This is a genomic window from Streptomyces sp. WAC07094, from assembly GCF_036320405.1.
Taxonomy (GTDB): Bacteria; Actinomycetota; Actinomycetes; order Streptomycetales; family Streptomycetaceae; genus Streptomyces; species Streptomyces lannensis.
The window spans coordinates 129,365-147,858 of record NZ_JAVMJZ010000003.1 but is presented as its reverse complement, the minus strand read 5'-3'; the positions used below and the strand labels follow the sequence as shown (position 1 = coordinate 147,858).

The 18,494-nt window shown below is 71.6% G+C and carries 9 protein-coding genes; all 9 read left to right on the top strand.

The genetic code is table 11. The features are described from left to right. Positions 1-88 precede the first annotated feature (88 nt). The 9 genes from RCR19_RS40115 to RCR19_RS40075 all read left to right on the top strand — a co-directional run bounded on the left by RCR19_RS40115 (position 89) and on the right by RCR19_RS40075 (position 18,474). Complete coding sequence (locus tag RCR19_RS40115) at positions 89-4,012, top strand: amino acid adenylation domain-containing protein (protein ID WP_331270031.1); 3,924 nt, start codon at positions 89-91, stop codon at positions 4,010-4,012. Positions 4,013-4,327: 315 nt separating this feature from the next. Then, positions 4,328-11,899 carry an amino acid adenylation domain-containing protein gene (locus tag RCR19_RS40110; RefSeq protein ID WP_331270030.1) on the top strand — a complete coding sequence of 2,524 codons (7,572 nt, stop codon included), beginning with the start codon at positions 4,328-4,330 and terminating at the stop codon, positions 11,897-11,899. 341 nt (positions 11,900-12,240) lie between these two features. Beyond that, on the top strand, positions 12,241-13,227 hold the full coding sequence (locus tag RCR19_RS40105; RefSeq protein WP_331270029.1) for a class I SAM-dependent methyltransferase: 987 nt from the start codon (positions 12,241-12,243) through the stop codon (positions 13,225-13,227). Positions 13,228-13,342: 115 nt separating this feature from the next. Continuing rightward, positions 13,343-14,173 (top strand): fumarylacetoacetate hydrolase family protein, encoded by an 831-nt coding sequence (locus RCR19_RS40100; RefSeq protein WP_331270028.1) that lies wholly within the window; start codon positions 13,343-13,345, stop codon positions 14,171-14,173. A gap of 28 nt (positions 14,174-14,201) precedes the next feature. Continuing rightward, entirely contained in the window at positions 14,202-15,071 is an 870-nt protein-coding gene (locus RCR19_RS40095) for an acetaldehyde dehydrogenase (acetylating) (protein ID WP_331270027.1), read from the top strand. Continuing rightward, complete coding sequence (dmpG, locus tag RCR19_RS40090) at positions 15,068-16,114, top strand: 4-hydroxy-2-oxovalerate aldolase (RefSeq protein WP_331270026.1); 1,047 nt, start codon at positions 15,068-15,070, stop codon at positions 16,112-16,114. The genes RCR19_RS40095 and dmpG overlap by 4 nt, the downstream gene beginning before the upstream one ends. Before the next feature lie 38 nt (positions 16,115-16,152). Then, the gene (locus RCR19_RS40085; RefSeq protein WP_220295281.1) at positions 16,153-16,383 is read left to right on the top strand and encodes an acyl carrier protein; all 231 of its coding nucleotides are present in this window, start codon (positions 16,153-16,155) and stop codon (positions 16,381-16,383) included. Positions 16,384-16,423: 40 nt separating this feature from the next. Next, on the top strand, positions 16,424-17,545 hold the full coding sequence (locus tag RCR19_RS40080; RefSeq protein ID WP_331270025.1) for a histidinol-phosphate transaminase: 1,122 nt from the start codon (positions 16,424-16,426) through the stop codon (positions 17,543-17,545). Further along, complete coding sequence (locus tag RCR19_RS40075) at positions 17,542-18,474, top strand: LnmK family bifunctional acyltransferase/decarboxylase (RefSeq protein ID WP_331270024.1); 933 nt, start codon at positions 17,542-17,544, stop codon at positions 18,472-18,474. The genes RCR19_RS40080 and RCR19_RS40075 overlap by 4 nt, the downstream gene beginning before the upstream one ends. The last annotated feature ends 20 nt before the right edge of the window (positions 18,475-18,494 follow it).

The following is an 18,494-nucleotide window of genomic DNA, read 5'->3' as shown; positions in this document are numbered from 1 at the left end:
CCGGCCGCCCGGCGGCGCCTCCGATTCCCGCGTTCGTCGGAGCCGGTCGCGGTCGATGGTCTTGAGCCGGAGGAAGAGATTGATCCCGTTGTCGTTCGCTCAGCAACGCCTGTGGTTCATCGCGCAGTTCGAAGGCGTCGGCGCGCTCTACAACATGCCGTTGCCGCTTCGCTTCGAGAGCGCGCCGGACGTGGCCGCTCTGGAAGCCGCGCTGCGCGATGTGGTGGTCCGGCACGAGAGCCTGCGAACGGTCCTTCCCGAGTCGCACGGGGGTCCCGTCCAGCGGGTGCTGGACATCGACGAGGTCTCGCTCGCCCTTGAGGTGCGGGAGTGCGGCGACGAGGCGGAGCTGAGAGCGGCCGTCCGGGAGACCGCCGCCCATGCCTTCGACCTGGCGTCGGACATCCCGATACGGACCTGGCTGCTCCGCGAACCGGGCGGAGTCTGCGTCCTGGTGCTGTTGCTGCATCACATCGCCGCCGACGGATGGTCGTTGGGCCCCCTGTTCGGAGATCTCTCGACCGCCTATGCGGCACGCACGAGGCAGGCGGCGCCCGACTGGGCACCGCTGCCGGTTCAGTACGCCGACTACGCGGTCTGGCAGCGGACGGTGCTGGGCTCCGCCGAGGACCCGACCGGTGAGCTGGGACGGCAGTTGAGCCATTGGCGCGGCGTCCTGGAGGGACTGCCGGAGGAGCTGGCCCTGCCGTACGACCGCCCACGGCCCGCGGTGCCCTCGCGGCGCGGTGGCTCCGTGCACTTCGACGTGGACCGCGAAGTGCACGCGCAACTGGTCCGGTTGGCCGCCGAGTGCCGGGTGAGCCTGTTCATGGTCGTCCAGGCCGCCGTGGCGGTGCTGTACACGCGACTGGGCGCGGGGCACGACATTCCGCTGGGAACGCCGGTGGCGGGCCGGGGCGAGGAGGCACTCGACGACCTCGTGGGATTCTTCGTCAACACACTGGTGCTGCGCGCGGACACGTCCGGCGATCCGTCGTTCGTGGAACTGCTCAAGCGGGTGCGGGCGGTCGACCTTGAGGCGTACGCGCACCAGGAAGCACCTTTCGAAAGCATCGTCGAGCACCTGAATCCCACCCGCCTGGCAGCACGTCATCCCCTGGTGCAAACCGTGGTCACCCTCAACACCCGGGCGTCGGAACCGATCCGTATCGGAGATCTGGCCTGCCGTCTGGAGGAAGTCGACCTGAACGTCGCCAAGTTCGATCTCTTGTTCGGCTTCACCGAGAGGCGGTCCGCCGACGGTGACGTGCAGGGCATCAGTGGATTGATCGAGTTCGCGGCGGACCTCTTCGAAGAGCAGACCGTGGACACGCTCGCACGCCGGCTCCTCCGTGTCCTCTCGGCCGTCGCGGCCCGGCCCGGCCTGTCCCTCGGCGCGATCGACTTCCTCGAGCCCGACGAACGGGAGCACCTGCTGGCGGACGGCAAGGGTCCGGCGTCGGACCCGCTGACCGAGCAGGGGGTGCACCGACTCTTCGAAGACCAGGTGGAAGCGAGGCCTGACGCCGTCGCCGTGACCACCGGCGAGGAGACCCTCACCTATGCGGGGCTCAACACCCGAGCGAACCGGCTGGCCCACCGGCTGATCGCCAGAGGGATCGCCTCCGAGGACACGGTGGCGGTCCTGATGGACCGGGGCATCCGGCAGGTCGTCGCGACGCTGGCCATCGCCAAGCTGGGCGCCACACTCGTGCCGTTGGACGGCCGCTCGCCGCTCTCCCGCCTGGAGACCGTGATCGAGGACGCGCAGGCGTCACTGCTCCTCGTCGACCCCACTCACCGGGGTCACCCCGTCACCGGGACCGGCCGGTGCGAAGCCGTCGACACCGGTGACATCGGGGATGAATTGGCCGCGTTCGGCGGGAGCGACCGGAATCCGGTGGTCGCCGTCCACCCCGATCAGCTCGTCCACGTGATGTACACCTCGGGTTCCAGCGGCACGCCCAAGGGCGTCGGCATCACCCATCGCAATGTCGTGGACCTGCTCGGCAACGGAAGGTTCTGGAAGGGCAGCCACGAGAGAGTGCTCCTCCACTCGCCGAGTGCGTTCGACGCCTCGACGACGGAATTCTGGGGTCCCCTGGTGACGGGCGGCGCGATCGTCGTCCACCCGCCGGGCCCCCTCGACGTCGCGACCTTCGTCTCCACGGTCGCCGCCCTGCGGCCCACGGTCGTCCAGGCTCCCTCCGGGCTGTTCCAACTCCTCGTGTCCGAGGACCCGAAGAGCCTCCGGGGCGTGCGCGAGGTGTGGACCGGCGGTGACGTCGTCTCCCCGGCCGCCACGCGCCGCCTGCTGCGAGCCTGCCCACAGACGGACGTCGTCGCCGTCTACGGCCCCACCGAGACGACGGCCATGAAGACGTGGCACGTCATGACGGACGCGGACGAGGTCCCCGCCGTCGTCCCCCTCGGACGACCGCTGGACAACGCCACGGTCCTGGTTCTGGACGAGCACCTCCAGCCTCTCCCGGCTGGTGTGACCGGCGAGTTGTACATCGCCGGGCCCGGCCTGGCCCGTGGCTACCTGGGCCGCCCGGCATCGACGGCCGACCGTTTCGTCGCCTGCCCGTTCGGCGGACCCGGCGCCCGCATGTACCGGACCGGCGACCGGGCCCGCCGCAAGCCCGACGGCGTCCTGGAGTTCGCCGGCCGGGCGGACGACCAGGTGAAGCTCCGCGGATTCCGCGTGGAACCGGGTGAGATCGAATCCGTCCTGGCCGAGCACCGCGCGGTGAGCCATGCCGTGGTCGTCGTGCACACCGCAGCCTCCGGCGACAGACACCTCGTCGCCTACGTGACCGGCGCCCCGCGGCCGGACGCCGACGAACTGCGCGCGTACGCCGCTCGCCACCTGCCCGAGTACATGGTCCCGTCCGTGGTGATCCCGTTGGACAGAATGCCGCTCACCGCCAACGGGAAGGTCGACCGCACGTCGCTGCCCGACCCCGAACCCTCTTTCGCGAAGGGCGGTCGCGCCCCGCGCACGCCCACGGAGGAGGCCATGTGCCGCCTCTTCGCCGAGACGCTGGCGCTGGAGAAGGTCAGCATCGACGACGACTTCTTCCACCTCGGCGGACACTCCTTGCTGGCCACAAGACTGGTCAGCCGTATCCGGTCCGCACTGGGCATCGAGCTGTCGGTCCGAGCTCTCTTCCAGAACGCGAACGTCGCTGCCCTGACGCATCACCTGACCGCCACGGAGTCCTCGCGAACGGCCCTGCTGATACCCCTCCGATCCGAGGGCGCACACACCCCCCTCTTCTGCGTGCATCCGGGTGCGGGCATCGGGCGGGTGTACACCGCGCTCCTGGATCCGCTGAGGGCCCAGCAGCCCGTCTACGCGCTCCAGGCCCCCGTCTTCGGGACCGGGGACAGTGCGGTGAAGAGTGTCGAGGAGATGGCCGCCGCATACGTCGACCTGGTCCGCGCCGTGCTGCCCACCGGCCCCTACCGACTCCTCGGCTGGTCGTTCGGGGCGGTCGTCGCCCACTCCATGGCGGTGCGCCTTCAGAACCTCGGTCAACAGGTCACACTGCTGGCTCTGTTGGACGGCTACCCGCCCCTCGGAGACACGCGCGAGGAGATCGGCCCCGGGGACGAGGTGGCCCAACTCCTCGTCTCCCTGGGGTACTCGAGGCCGTCTGTGCGCAACGAGGCGTCGGCGAAGAGCGGTTCGGCGCCCGTCACCGACCTCGGTGACGGGCCGCTGGCGGGTCTCGAAGAGGAGTCCGTCCGCGACCTCGCGAGGACGCTGGCCCACCACGTGGCACTGGCGGGCGCACACACCCCGAAGGTCTACCGGGGGGACGCCGTGTTCTTCACCGCACGATTGAGCCATGAGCCAGAAGCGGCGGAGGCTTGGCGACCCTACCTGACCGGTGAGTTGGAGCGCCTCGAAGTCGACTGCGAGCACGGGGACATGATGAGCACGCGGCACGCGGCAGTGATCGGCGACATGCTCGCCCGCAGGCTGCGGGAGCCGGGGCCTTGAGGCCCCCGACCTGGTGCACCGGGCCGGGTACCGCGACAGCCCGGCGGCGTAGCGCGTAACTGTGGCGATCACCGATGTCGCCCACGGACCTCGGGACGGATTCTGTCCCGGAGGAACCAGAGGAAGCAGGGCACCGAACCCAGAGTTGCGCTTCCCTGTGGTGCTGCCCCAGAGGCCGCAGGGCGCCCGTCTCGGCTCGGCCGGCAGGCCTGCTCCACCCGCCGCCGGCACGGTCGGACCGTCCGCGCAGCCCCTACGACGTCGAGCCTCGTGACACTGCCGCCGGGCCCGGAGCAAGGATCTGGAGAGGTACTCATGTCTGATTCCAAGCACGACGTAAGGGCGGGCCACGACGGAGCACGCCGCGCTCAGAACGTGTCATTGGCCCTTCGCTGCGCAGGCCCCTTGGATGTGGCAGCGCTCGATCAGGCCTTCGCCGAAGCGGTCGAACGACACGAGAAGGGCTGGGCGGATCCGCCCGTTCTTCGGACGAACGAAGCGCTTGGAGATTTCGACTCGGCGATACGGGACGCCCTGGCCGAACCCATCGACCTCGCCATCGGCCCGCCCGTGCGCGCGCACCTGTTCGCCGCGGGTCCGGAGCAGCACATGCTCGTACTCGTGGCCCACCGCACACTGGCGGACGAACGCTCCCTGAGGCTGCTGTGGCGGGACCTCGCCCACGCCTACGAGGCGCGCACCGCCGGCTCGTCCCCCGACTGGTCCGCGATCGACGAGACGGAACCCCGGCAGTCCTACGGGGAACCCGAGGGCGAACACGGGACGGCGGATCATCTCGCTTACTGGAAGACCCAGTTGAACGGAGTGCCCGAGCAGCTGAGCCTTCCGGCCGACCGGCCACGCCCGGCTGAGCCCTCGTACCGCGCCGACCGGATACCCGTGCGTATCGGCGCGCGGTCGCACGCCCGGCTGGCGGAGTTGGCGGAGGCCTCCGACGCGAGCCTGCTCATGGTGCTGCATGCCGGGCTTGCGGCCCTGCTGTCCCGTATGGGGGCGGGCGACGACATAGTGATGGGTCAACCGACGCCGGGATCCGTCCACGCACCGGACCTGTCGGCCGGAGGGCGCGGCAACGCGCTGGTGGTGCGGACCGACACCTCCGGCGACCCGTCGCTGTCCGGGCTCGTGCAGCGTGTACGGGACACGACGCTGGCCGCCCGTGCGCACCAGGACGTGCCGTTCGAGTACCTCGCGGACCTGGTCGGACCCGCCGGATCCCTCGCTCACCGTCCGCTGTTCCAGATCATGATGTCCCTGGAGCCCGTGGCGGATCGCCGCCATGTGGCCGCCGGCCTGCGGATGGACGTGGCAGACGCCCCGAGCACCGTGACGCGGTTCGACCTGCACTTCGACCTCGTCGACGAGGGGCAGGGAGCGGACGGGCACGCCGGTGTCACCGGCAGCGTCGAGTTCGCCACCGACCTGTTCGACCCGGACAGCGTGCGGGCGCTGGTCGAACGGTGGATTCTCCTGCTGGACGCCGCCGTCGACGATCCCGACCGGTCACTCGGTCTCGTGGACGTCCTGACGGCGGCCGAACGGGACCTCGTGCTGGGGAAGTGGAGCGGCAGCGGCGAACAGGAGAGCAACGCGACGCTGCCCGACCTCTTCGCGGCACAGGTGGCGCGCACGCCGGACGCCGTGGCGGTGGTCTGCGGAGACGTCACGGTCTCGTACGCGGAACTGGACGCCCGCGCAAATCGGCTGGCACGGTTGCTGATCCGTTCCGGCGTCCGGCCCGAGTCGCTCGTCGCGGTGATGATGGAGCGGTCCGTCGACCTCGTGGTCGCCCTGCTGGCGGTGCTGAAGGCGGGCGGAGCCTATGTCGCGGTGGACCCCGGGTATCCCGACGAACGCGTCCGGGACATCCTGGCGGACGCTCGGCCGGTCACGGTCCTGGCGGACAGAGAGGCGAGGGACCGCTTCGCACTGTCCGACCCGGACGGCGTTGACGGCTCCGTGCCGGAGTGGATCCTGCCGGTGGAAGCGGACGCGGAAGCGGGAGCACGGGACGCGACGGCGGGCCCGGACGGCCGAGCCGTCACCGACGCGGAGCGGTTGTCGCCGTTGCGGGCCGAGCATGCGGCCTACGTCATCTACACGTCAGGGTCGACCGGCAAGCCGAAGGGTGTCGTCGTCCCGCAGGCGAACGTGGGCCGGTTGTTCGCGGCCGTGTCCGATTGGTTGCAGCCCCGACCCGGGGATGCTTGGACGTGGTTCCACTCCTTCGCGTTCGACTTCTCCGTCTGGGAGTTCTGGGGAGCCCTGCTGTCCGGCGCACGGCTGGTGGTGGTGCCGCTGGAGGTGTCACGGTCGCCCCGGGAGTTCTTCGCGCTGCTGGCACGCGAAGAGGTCACCGTGCTCAGCCAGACGCCCTCGGCGTTCTACCAGCTGATGCAGGCGGAGGCCGAGGACCCGGAGCTGGGGGCACGGCTGGCGCTGCGCTGGATCGTGTTCGGCGGGGAGGCGCTGGACGAGAGCCGGCTGGAGCCGTGGCACGCCCGGCACCGCGGGACCGGCCCGGCGATGGTGAACATGTACGGACCCACGGAGTTCACCGTCCACGGCAGCTGCCATGCGCTGGACGAGACTGGGTTCGGTGGGCGCGGCGCCGACGGCGCGAGCCTGATCGGCCGCGGTTTGCCGGGGCTGCGCACCTACGTGCTCGACGGGGCGCTGCGGCCGGTGCCGCCGGGAGTCGTCGGTGAACTCTACGTGTCCGGTGGTCAGTTGGCGCGGGGCTACCTCGGGCGGCCGGCGCTGACGGCGCAGCGGTTCGTCGCCGATCCGTACGGATCCGGGGGCGGGCGCCTGTACCGGACGGGCGATGTCGTCCGGTGGACCGCGGACGGGCTGCTGGAGTACCTGGGCCGGGCCGACCAACAGGTGAAGATCCGCGGGTTCCGCATCGAACCCGGGGAGATCGAAGCAGTCCTCCACGGCCACCCGGGCGTGGCACGGGCCGTCGTCGTGGCCCGCGAGGACCGCCCCGGCGACAAACGGCTGGTCGCCTACGTCGTCCCGGAATCCGCTCCGGGCCACCTGGACGAGCAGGCCGAACAGGACCACGTGCACGACTGGCGGCTGCTGTACGACTCGGTGTACAGCGATGCCGCCCAAGCGCCCGTCGGCGACAACTTCACGGGCTGGAACAGCACCTATGACGGACGCCCCATCCCCCTCCCCGAGATTCGCGAATGGCGTGACGCCACCGTGGCGCGCGTCCTCGAACTGCGCCCCCGCCGCGTCCTGGAGATAGGCGTCGGCACAGGACTCCTCCTGTCGCGCATCGCTCCGCACTGCGAGGCCTACTGGGGTACGGACATCTCCGAGTCCGTGGTCGAGGAGGTACGGCACTGGGTGGCAGGGGATCCGGCGCTCGCGTCCAAGGTCGAACTGCGGACCCAGGCAGCGCACGAGACCGGGGGAATCCCCGAGGGCTACTTCGACGCGGTGATCCTCAACTCCGTCGTGCAGTACTTCCCCAGCGCCGACTACCTCCACCAGGTCCTGCGCTGGGCGGTGGGAACGCTGGCTCCGGGAGGAGCGGTGTTCGTGGGCGACGTCCGCAACCCGCGCCTGCTGCGCGCGCTGACCACCGCCGTCCACGTGGGCCGGGCGCAGGACACGAGCGACGTGCCCGCACTGAGGCGTCAGGTCGAGCACGCCCTGATGACGGAGAAGGAACTGCTCGTCGATCCCGACTTCTTCCACGCACTCGCCCGGCGGGAGTCAGATCTCGCCGGTGTGGATCTGCGTGTCAAGCGGGGCGCCCACCACAACGAGCTGACCAGATACCGGTACGACGTGGCGCTGCACAAACGGGGAGGGAACCTCCTGCCGATCGCCGACGTGCCGCGGGTGGACTGGTCGGAGCTCGGCACCCTCCCCGCCCTTGAGGACCGGCTCACCGCCGCGGCACCGCCCGCACTGCGGGTCACCGACGTCCCCAACACCCGTGTGCTGCGGGAGGTGGCGCTCGCCGAGGCGATCCGGAGCGGTCACACCCTCGACGACGACACGCGGGACGGCACCGGCACGCCCGACGACCTCGAAGCGTTCCACGACCTCGGAGGCAGGCTGGGCTACTGGGTGGGTGTCGCCTGGTCCGGCACTCCCGACGCCGTCGACGTCACCTTCGTACGCGCGGACCGGACGGCCACCGCGGCGCCCGTCGGCGCGCACCTGCCCACCCGCACGGACAGTGCCACCACCCCGCTGTCGGCATGGACGTCCGATCCGCGCAAGGCCTCGGCCGCGAGCACCCTGCCGTCGACTCTGCGGGACTTCGCCGGCGAGCGACTGCCGGCGTACATGGTGCCCGTCGCGTTCGTGGCGCTGGACCGACTGCCGCTCACCAGGAACGGCAAGCTCGACCGGGCGGCGCTCCCCGCACCCCGGTTCGACGCGTCCACGGGCCGGGGACGGACGGCGCGGACCCCGCACGAGGAGATCCTGTGCGCCATGTTCGCGGACATCCTGGGGGTGCCCGAGGTCGGCGTGGACGACGGGTTCTTCGACCTGGGAGGCCACTCGTTGCTGGCCACGCGTCTGGTCAGCCGGATCCGCAGCGCCCTGGGCGTGGAGGTGCCCATACGGACCGTGTTCGACAGGCAGACGGCCGCTGGCATCGCCGCCTGGCTCGCGCGGGCGGGCGTCGCACGTCCGGAGGTGATGGCGCGTGACCACTCGCAGGACATGCCGCTGTCCTACGCCCAGCAGCGGCTGTGGTTCCTGGGCGAGCTGGAGGGCCCGAACACGACGTACAACGTGCCCGTGGCACTGCGGCTCAAGGGCGAACTGGACATCGCGGCCCTGTCGGCAGCGCTCGGCGACGTCGTCGCCCGGCACGAGAGCCTGCGCACGCTGTACCGGACCGTCGACGGGCTGCCACGGCAGCACGTCCTCGACGCGGAGACGGCGGATCCGCGGCCGGACATCGTTGACGTCGCCCCGGAGGAGGTGGAGGAGGCCGTCCTGCGGGCCGCGTCGTACGTCTTCGACCTGACCGTGGACCTGCCCGTGCGGATGACCCTGCTCAGGGTGGGCCCCGCCGACCACGTCCTCGTCCTGCTGATGCACCACATCGCCTTCGACGGCTGGTCCCTGAAGCCGCTGTGGCGCGACCTGTCGCTCGCCTACGGGCACCGGTCCGCGGGCCGGGAGCCCGCGTGGACGCCCCTGCCCGTGCGGTACGTGGACTACGTGCTCTGGCAACGGGACCTGCTCGGCGAGGCGGACGATCCGGACAGTGTGCTGAGTCGGCAACTCTCCTACTGGACCCAGCAGCTGGCGGACCTCCCCGACGAGTTGACCCTGCCTTCGGACCGCCCGCGGCCGGCGCTGGCGACCCACCGGGGCGCGGTGGCAGACGTGTCGGTCCCGCCCGAGCTGTACGCCCGGCTGACGAAGGTGGCGGCCGAGCACGGAGTGACCCTGTTCATGCTGCTGCAGGCCGGACTGGCGGTCCTCGTCTCCAGGCTCGGCGGGGGCGACGACATCCCCATCGGCAGCCCGATCGCGGGTCGTACCGACGAGTCCCTGGACGACCTCGTCGGGTTCTTCGTCAACACGCTGGTCCTGCGCACCGATGTCTCCGGCGACCCGACCTTCGCGGAGCTGCTCGGACGCGTCAGGGAGACCGGCCTCGCCGCGTTCGAGCACCAGGACGCGCCGTTCGAGCGGCTGGTCGAGGACCTCGCCCCGACCCGCTCGCTGGCCAGGCATCCGCTCTGCCAGGTGGTGCTGACCGTGCAGAACGCCGACCGCGCCGACCCCGAGTTCCCGGGTCTCCAGACGGACCGCCACCCGATGGGGTTCGCGCCGGCCCAGTTCGACCTGAACTTCGAGTTCACCGAGCGGGTCGGTCCGGGCGGGCGCCCGGACGGCCTGGACGGACGCATCATCTTCGCGACCGACCTGTACGACCGGAGCACCGCGGCGGACCTGGGGGCACGCCTGCTGCGTCTGCTGGCGGCCGCGGCGAACGATCCGCACGCGCCCGTGGAACGCCTCGACCTGATGTCGGACGCCGAGCGGGAACAGCTGCGGCTCTTCGCGAACGGGCCGCGCACGAGCCTCCCTTCGGCGTCTGTGGCGCGGCTCTTCGAGGAGCAGGCGGACCGCACACCGCACGCGCCGGCGGTGGTGGACGGGGACGACTCCCTCACCTACGCCGAACTGGACGCCCGCGCGAACCGGCTCGCCCATGCGCTCAGAGAGCGCGGGGTGGGCCCCGAGCGGCCCGTCGTGATGCTGCAGGAGCGGTCGGCGGCCGTGGTGGTGTCGATCCTGGCGGTCCTGAAGGCCGGGGGCTACTACGTGCCCCTGCCCACGGCGTTCCCGGTGGCCCGCATGCGGTGGGTCCTCAACGACACGCGCGCACCGGTGCTCCTGACGGACCGTGCGCACCTGGACCATCCGCTGGTGACCGGGAGCGACGTTCCCGTGGTGAGGGCCGACGACCCGCGGGACCTGGCGGAGGCGCCGGAGCACCGCCCCGGCGTCCCGGTCCACCCCGACCAGTTGCTGTACGTGATGTACACGTCGGGTTCCACCGGAGCGCCCAAGGGAGTGGGAGTCAGCCACCGCAACGTGGCCGCCTTCGCCGCCGACCGGCAATGGCGTCCCCGCGACCGCGAGGCGACGCTGATGCACTCGCCGCACGCGTTCGATCCGTCGACGTACGAGCTGTGGCTGCCGCTGCTGTCCGGCGGGCGGGTCGAGGTGGCGCCGACCGGCATGCTGGACGCGGACGCGATGGGCGCGGCCGCCGGCCGGGTGTCGTCGGCGGTGTTCGCGGCGGCCCTGTTCAACGTGCTGGCGGAGGAGGCGACCACCGCGATGGGCCGGCTGGGGCTCGTCTGGTCCGGCGGCGACGTGATCTCCCCGGCCGGTGTGCGCAGACTCCTCGCCACCGGACCGGACGTCGTGGTCGGCAACGCCTACGGCGCGACGGAGACCACGGTCATCTCCACGTGGTACCCGATGCGGCCCGGAGACCCGGTCACCGGCACCGTGCCGGTCGGAGTGCCGATGGACGGCACACAGGTCCACGTGCTCGACCGCCGGCTCCAGCCGGTGCCAGTCGGGGTGCCGGGGGAGATCTACGTCGCCGGATCCGGCCTCGCCCGAGGCTATCTGGGCCGCCCCGACCTGACCGCGGAACGCTTCGTGGCGGGCCCCGCGGGCGAACGCATGTACCGGACCGGAGATCTGGGCCGCTGGCGCCACGACGGGAACCTGGAGTTCGTGGGCCGCGCCGACGACCAGGTCAAGGTGCGCGGATTCAGGGTCGAGCCCGCCGAGGTGACGGCGGCGCTGCTGGACCTGCCCGACGTCGGCCAGGCCACCGTCATGGTGCGCGAGGAGACCGGCCGGACCCACCTGGTGGCCTACGTCGTGCCCGAGGACGGGGCACCGATGCCCGCGCCCGACGCGGTGCGCGCCGCGCTGGCCGAGACCCTGCCCGACTACATGCTCCCCGCCGCCGTCGTCCCGCTGGACCGGCTTCCGCTGACCGGCAACGGCAAGCTCGACCGCGGCGCCCTGCCGGCCCCCGCCCTCGTGACCGTCTCCGGTGGGCGCGAGCCGCGGAACGACCGCGAGAAGGTCCTCTGCGCCCTCTTCGCCGAGATCCTGGGTGTGCCCAGGGTCAGCGTCGACGACGACTTCTTCGAGCTGGGAGGGCACTCTCTGCTCGCGACCCGGCTGGTGAGCCGTATCCGCACGGAACTCGGCGCCGAATGCGACCTGCGGGCCGTGTTCGACGCCCCCACCATCGCCCGTCTCGTCGACCGGCTCTTCACCGTGAAGGCGGCCCGGCCGGCGCTGAGGCCGCGGCCGAGGGTCCCGCACGTGTCCTGATCCCTGCGCTCTTCGCACCGATGCGGTCCGCGTTCCCTCGTCGTGACACGAGCGGGGCGCGGACCTTCTGCATGCCCCGGGCACGGCCGAAACGGTCCGCCGCACCACACGGCCCCGACCGGTTTGCGGTCCACCGCATCACCGCTCCCGCTGGACGACACGTAACGGCGGCGAACGCCGATGCCCGTGCGACCTGCGCGATCGAACATGAGTAGCGGAAGGACACGGGTACGCAGGAAGCCGCGGGACGGGCCGGGAGGCATCGCGCCCGGCCACCGCGTACGGGTCCTGGCCGAACGTGCCCCCTATGACCCCCTCATCTCCACCGTCGGGAGCGTCACATGAGCTGGACCGAACACAGAGACACGGCCGCAGACCTGGCCGCGTACGCGGCCTTCCTGGAGATCGCCGAGGGGCTCGGGCTGTCCTCCCTGCTGGACCGGGACGAGGCCTTCACCCTCGACGAGGTGATGTCCGCGGCGCGGCTCGCCGAGCCGGCGGCCGCCGAGTTCCTGAAGGCGCTCGTCGCGGCCGGACTGGTCCAAGAGGGCGCGGAGGAGCGGCAGTTCGCGCCCTGTGCGGACATGGCGGCCAAGCGCTACGCGGCCGGCTATCTGTCCTGGTCGCTCGATGCGAACCGCCCCTACATCGACCACGCTCCCGAGATCCTGCGCGATCCCGACACCGCCCGCGGGCAGTACCGGCGAGACGGCCGTCGTGTCGCCGTCTCCTCCCGGTGGATCGGCTCCCAGGGCTTCTACCCCGGTGTCATCGAGGAGATCGTCAGCCGCAAGCCCCGCCGTATCGTGGACCTCGGCGCGGGCGCCGGCGGCCTGCTCATCCATCTGCTCGGCTCCCTGCCGGACAGCACCGCGCTCGCGCTCGACCTCAGCGCGGCGGCCTGCGACGAGGCCCGGCGGGCGGCGGAGGAGGCGGGCGTGGGCGACCGCCTGGAGATCGCCCACCGCTCCGTCGAGTCCCTCGTCGACGACGCCTCACCCGTGCGCGGAGCGGATGTCGTCCACGCCGGATTCGTCATGCACGACGTGTCGAGCACCCCCGACGTCCTCGACGGCGTCCTGCGCGCCTGCCGCACCTCTCTCGCCGACGGCGGCTGTCTTGTCGTCACCGACGCGGTGCCCTACGCCTCCGGAGAGGGTGAGCGCTCCTTCAGCGCGCTGTTCACCTACCTCCACGCCGGCTCGATGGACGTCCGGCTTCCCGCCGAGGACGAATGGACCGAGGCGTTCCGCCGGGCCGGCTTCTCCGACGTGCGGTGCACCCGGCTGCCCATGCCCGGCAGCCGCGTCTTTGTGGCCAAGGCCTGAGGCCCGACCGACCCACCCCGGCCGGCGGGCGACGCCCCGTGCGATCGGACAGATCTCAACTCGGCGCACAGGTAGTGGCGTTCGGGTGCCCCGACGGCTCGGGACAGGAGCGAGTGTGGACAAGGCCACCGACGAGAGCACCATGAGGGCGCGCGCCCTGTACGAGGCGCGGGCCACGGGCGTGCCCATCGCGCCCTTCACCGACACCCACCCCGCCCTCGCGGCCGAGGACGGATACGCCGTCCAGCGCGAGCTGGTCGCGCTCCTGCTCACCGACGGCGACCGGATCGTCGGCTACAAGGCGGGGCTCACCTCCATACCGATGCAGGAGATGTTCGACACCTGTACGCCCGACTACGGCCCGGTGCTGGCGTCGACCGTGCACGCCTCCGGCGCACGCCTTCCGGTCTCGGCGTTCATCGCGCCCAAGGTGGAGGCGGAGATCGTCTTCCGGCTAGGACGGCCGCTGCGCGGCCCCGGCGTCACCGTCGAGGAGGCCCGGGCGGCCGTCCGCGAGGTCATGGCCGGACTGGAGATCGTGGACTCCCGCATCCAGGATTGGCGCATCCGGCTCGCGGACACCATCGCCGACCTCGCGTCGAACGGCGCCGTCGTACTCGCCGAACCCCAGCCCGCCGGCCCGGACCCGGACCACCGGCTCACCGGGATGGTCTTCACGCGCAACGGCGAACCGGTGGCCACCGGTGCAGGGGCCGCCGCGCTGGGCGACCCGGTGGCGGTCGTCGCCTGGCTCGCCAACACGCTCGGCGCGCAGGGCGTGACCCTGGAAGCGGGCCACCTGATCATGACCGGCGCTCTGCACGCCGCCGTGCCGATGCGGAGCGGCGACACGTTCGTCGCGGAGTTCGACCGGCTCGGCACCGTCACCCTGCACGTCGACGACAGCGACGACGCGGGACAACCTCCCCACCCGGAAGGTCGATGAAGCGATGAAGCGACAGGGACGACCGACCGTGGCGGTACTCGGCGCCGGACTGATCGGTGTCGACCTCGCCGCCAAGATCATGCGCTCGGACCTGCTCGACTGCGGGCTCGTCGCGGGCCGAGACCAGCGCACCCCCGGCCTCCGGCAGGCCGCCGACCTCGGCATCGCCACCTCCGCGGACGGCGTCCGGTCCGTCCTGGAGGCCGAGACCCCCTTCGACATCGTCTTCGACGCGACCAACGCCATGGCCCACGCCGAACACGCGGAACTGCTCGGCCGGTCCCGGATCCTCCTCGTCGACCTCACGCCGAGCAGGGTCGGCCGGATGATCGTGCCCAGCGTCAACGGCACGGACGTGCCGGAGCACGGAGACGTGAACATGGTCAGCTGCGGCGGCCAGGCGGCCGTACCGATCCTGCACGCGATCACCCGGCTCCACCGGGTCGACCACGTGGAGGTCGTGACCACCGCCGCCGGGCTGAGCGTCGGGCGGTCCACCCGGCTCAACCTCGACGAGTACGTCGACACCACTCAGGAGGCGGTGCGGACCTTCACCGGCGTCAAGGGCGTCAAGGCGATCCTCAACGTCAGCCCGGCCCGCCCCCCGGCCACCTTCCGCGTCGCGATGACCCTGATCGGGGACGGTCTGGACGCCGGCTCGGTGCGGGACGCCGTCGACGAGGCAGCCGCGGACGTACAGGCCTTCGCCGCGGGCTTCGCCGTGTCGGCCTGCGTGGTGGCCGACGGCAGGGCCTTCGTGGCCGTGGAGGTCAACTCCCGCGGCGACCGCCTCCCCGCCTACGCGGGCAACCTCGACATCATCAACTCCGCCGCGATCAAGGTCGCCGAGCGGCACGCGGCCCAGGCGTTCACCCTCGCCGAGGAGAAGACGGCATGAACCCATCGACACCGGCCGAACCGTCCGCGGACGGCCGCGGCGACGTCCTCGTCCACGACCCCTCCCTGCGCGACGGCCACCACGCGGTGCGCCACCAACTCGGCGCCGAGCAGCTGCGGGCCTACGCGGAGGCCGCCGACGCCGCCGGAGTCCCGGTGGTGGAGGTCGGACATGGAAACGGCCTCGGCGCCTCCTCCCTCCAGGCGGGACAGGCCCGTCTCAGCGACGACGAGATGCTGGCCGTCGTACGCGAGGCGCTCACCCGGAGCCGCATGGGCGTGTTCATGCTGCCCGGCTGGGGCACCACCGCGGACCTGCGCAAGGCCATCGCGCACGGCGTGGACGTCGTTCGTATCGGCACCCACTGCACCGAGAGCGACCTGGCCGAACGCCACCTCGGCTTCCTGCTCGAAGCCGGCGTCGAGGCACAGGGCGTGCTCCTCATGAGCCACATGGCGCCCCCTGAGCGGCTGGCCAAGGAGTGCGCGCAGCTCGTCAGCTACGGGGCGAGCGCGGTCGGCATCTTCGACTCGGCCGGCCACTACCTGCCCGACGACGTGACCGAACGCATCACCGCCATCCGAACCGCCGTCGACGTGCCGGTGGCCTTCCACGGCCACAACAACCTCGGCATGGCGGTCGCCAACTCCGTCGCGGCTGTCGCCGCCGGCGCGACCACCCTCGACGCCTGCGCCCGGGGCTTCGGCGCGGGCGCAGGCAACACGCAGCTGGAAGTCCTCGTACCGGTGCTGGAACGCATGGGATACCGCACGGGCATCGACCTGTACGGGCTGCTCGACGCGGCGGACATCGCCGAACGCCACCTGATGCCGGCGCCGCCCACCATCGACTCGGTGGCCGTCGTCAGCGGACTCGCCGGCGTCTTCTCCGGCTTCAAGACCCGCGTCCTGGACATCTCCCGGCGTGAGGGCGTCGACCCCCGAGACGTCTTCTTCGAACTCGGCAGGCGTCAGGCGGTGGCCGGACAGGAGGACCTGATCGTGGACGTCGCCCTCGGCCTGCGCCAGGGCCGCCTCGACTGAGTGCGCGCCCCCGGCCGCCACCCCCAGAAAGGCAGACCGTGTACGAAGTGCTCAAGGGCATCTTGGTGGACGACCTCCAGGTGCGGGAGGAGGACATCCTGCCGACCGCCACCCGCGAGGAGGTCGGGCTCGACTCGCTCGCCGCCCTCGAACTCGCGGAGGTGCTGAACGCCCGCCTCGGCATCCGGATCCAGGACTACGAACTGCTGGACACCACCACCCTCGCCGAGATGGCGCACCTCGTGGCCGAACGGAAGGAACGGGCCTGAGCCGTCCGTTCCGCGCGACCCCCCACTCGTCTGGAGCTCCATGTCCCTCCCTCGGCTGCGCGCCGTGCTCGACACCATGCCTTCGTACCAGCCGACCGAAGGCGTGTACGCGGCGGAGCACCGCCCCCGCCCACTGTCCGCGAACGAGTCGCCCGACAGCCCCCTGCCCGGCATCACCGACGCCATCGCCCGCGCCGGCGGCACGGTCAACCGCTACCCCGACCCGGGCTGCGAGGACCTCACCCGCGCCCTGGCCCGAGCGCACGGTATCGACGAGGACCGCATAGTCGTCGGCGCCGGATCCGTCTCCCTGCTCCAGATGCTCCTCCAGGCGATCGCCGAACCCGGAGCCGAAGTCGTGCACGCGTGGCCGTCGTTCGAGCTCTACCCGGTGCTCGCCGAACTCGCCGGCGTGAACTCCGTCGCCGTTCCGCTCCTGGACGCGACCCACGATCTGCGCACCATGGCGGACCGGATCACCCCGCGCACCAGACTGGTGGTGGTCTGCAACCCCAACAACCCGACCGGGACGATCGCCGAACCCGACGAGATCGCGCGCTTCGTGGCCCGCGTACCGCCCACCTGCCTGCTGGCGATGGACGAGGCGTACTACGAGTACGTCCGTGCGCCGGAGGCGGCGAGCGCTCTCGGCTACGGCGCCGCCTTTCCGAACATGGTGGTCCTGCGGACCTTCTCCAAGGCCTACGGCCTGGCGGGACTGCGGGTCGGCTATCTCGTCGGCGACCCCCGGGTGGTGCGGAAATTACGCAAGGCGTGCCTGGCCTACGCCGTCAACACGGTCGCCCAGCACGCCGCGATGGAAGCCCTCGCGCTCCGGGACCGGCTGATGGACAGGGTCGAGACGACCGTCGCCGATCGCGGGCGGGTCCACCACGCGCTGCGACGCGACGGATGGTCTGTTCCCGCCAGCGAGGCCAACTTCCTGTGGCTGCCGCTGGGCGAGGACGCCCCGGCGTTCGGCCGCTGGTGCACCCATCAGGGCATCGCCGTCCGGGTGTTCCCGGGCGAGGGCGTCCGCGTGACCATCGGCTCCCGGGAGGACAACGACGTCTTTCTCGCAGCCGCCGAGACCTGGCGCACCACCCGCCCGTGGGCGATGGCCCCAGGTGACCGCACAGGCTGCGGGACGGAGGACGAATGAGAACCTCGGACACGGCCGTGACGCTGTCGCCGTCACGCCATGTGGTGGTCACGCCCGGGATGTGCAGCGGCGGTTCGCTCCTGTTCGGCCGCATCGGCGACTGGACCTGGGACGCCGTGGCGGACGCGTGCGGGATGAACGTGCACGCGGCGCGCACACCGGCGGGCAAACCCGCCTACCTCGCCTTCTACTACTTCCACGTGCGCGGCGGTCGGACCGTCCACCCGCACGGCCTCACCTTCGGCGACGAACTCCGCGTCACCTCACGGGTCTTCCGGCTCGGCGGCAGCTCGGTGATCACCCTGCACCGGCTGGCCCCCGCGGACCTGTCCCTCCCCGACGCCCCCCTCGACCCCGCCGAGGTGTACGAGGACCCGTACCCGGACTGCCTCTACGCCCAGAACTTCAACCGCTGGGTCGCCAGGACGGAGACGGGCAACACGGGCCTCGCCCAGGTGCTGCCCACCGGGTTCGACGACGCCGACCTGCCACGCCTGCCGAACCGCTACTCACCGCGTGCCCTCGTCGGGGCGGCCCGCGCGGCCGGCGCCTTCCACCCGGCGGGCCCCCCTGGCTTCACCGAGGCCGGCGGGAGCCACACCGTCGAGTACACGCTCGACGTCGTACGGGATCTCAACGGCGCGGGCCTCATGTACTTCGCGTCCTACTTCTCCATCTTCGACACGGCGCTGCTGCGCCTGTGGCACTCGCTGGGCCGCACCGACGCCCAGTTCCTGCGCCGCAGGGTGACCGACCAGCGGATCGCCTACGTCGGCAACGCGGATCCGGGCGCGGTGTTCACCATCACCCTCCGCCGATGGCTCCACCCGGACCGTCCGGGGTCCGAGGCGGTGGACATGGCCCTGCGCGAGAAGGCGACCGACCGCCTGATCGCGGTCTGCGCCGTGGAGACCGACACCGGCTCCTAGCCCCCGCGTCCCCCGCCCCT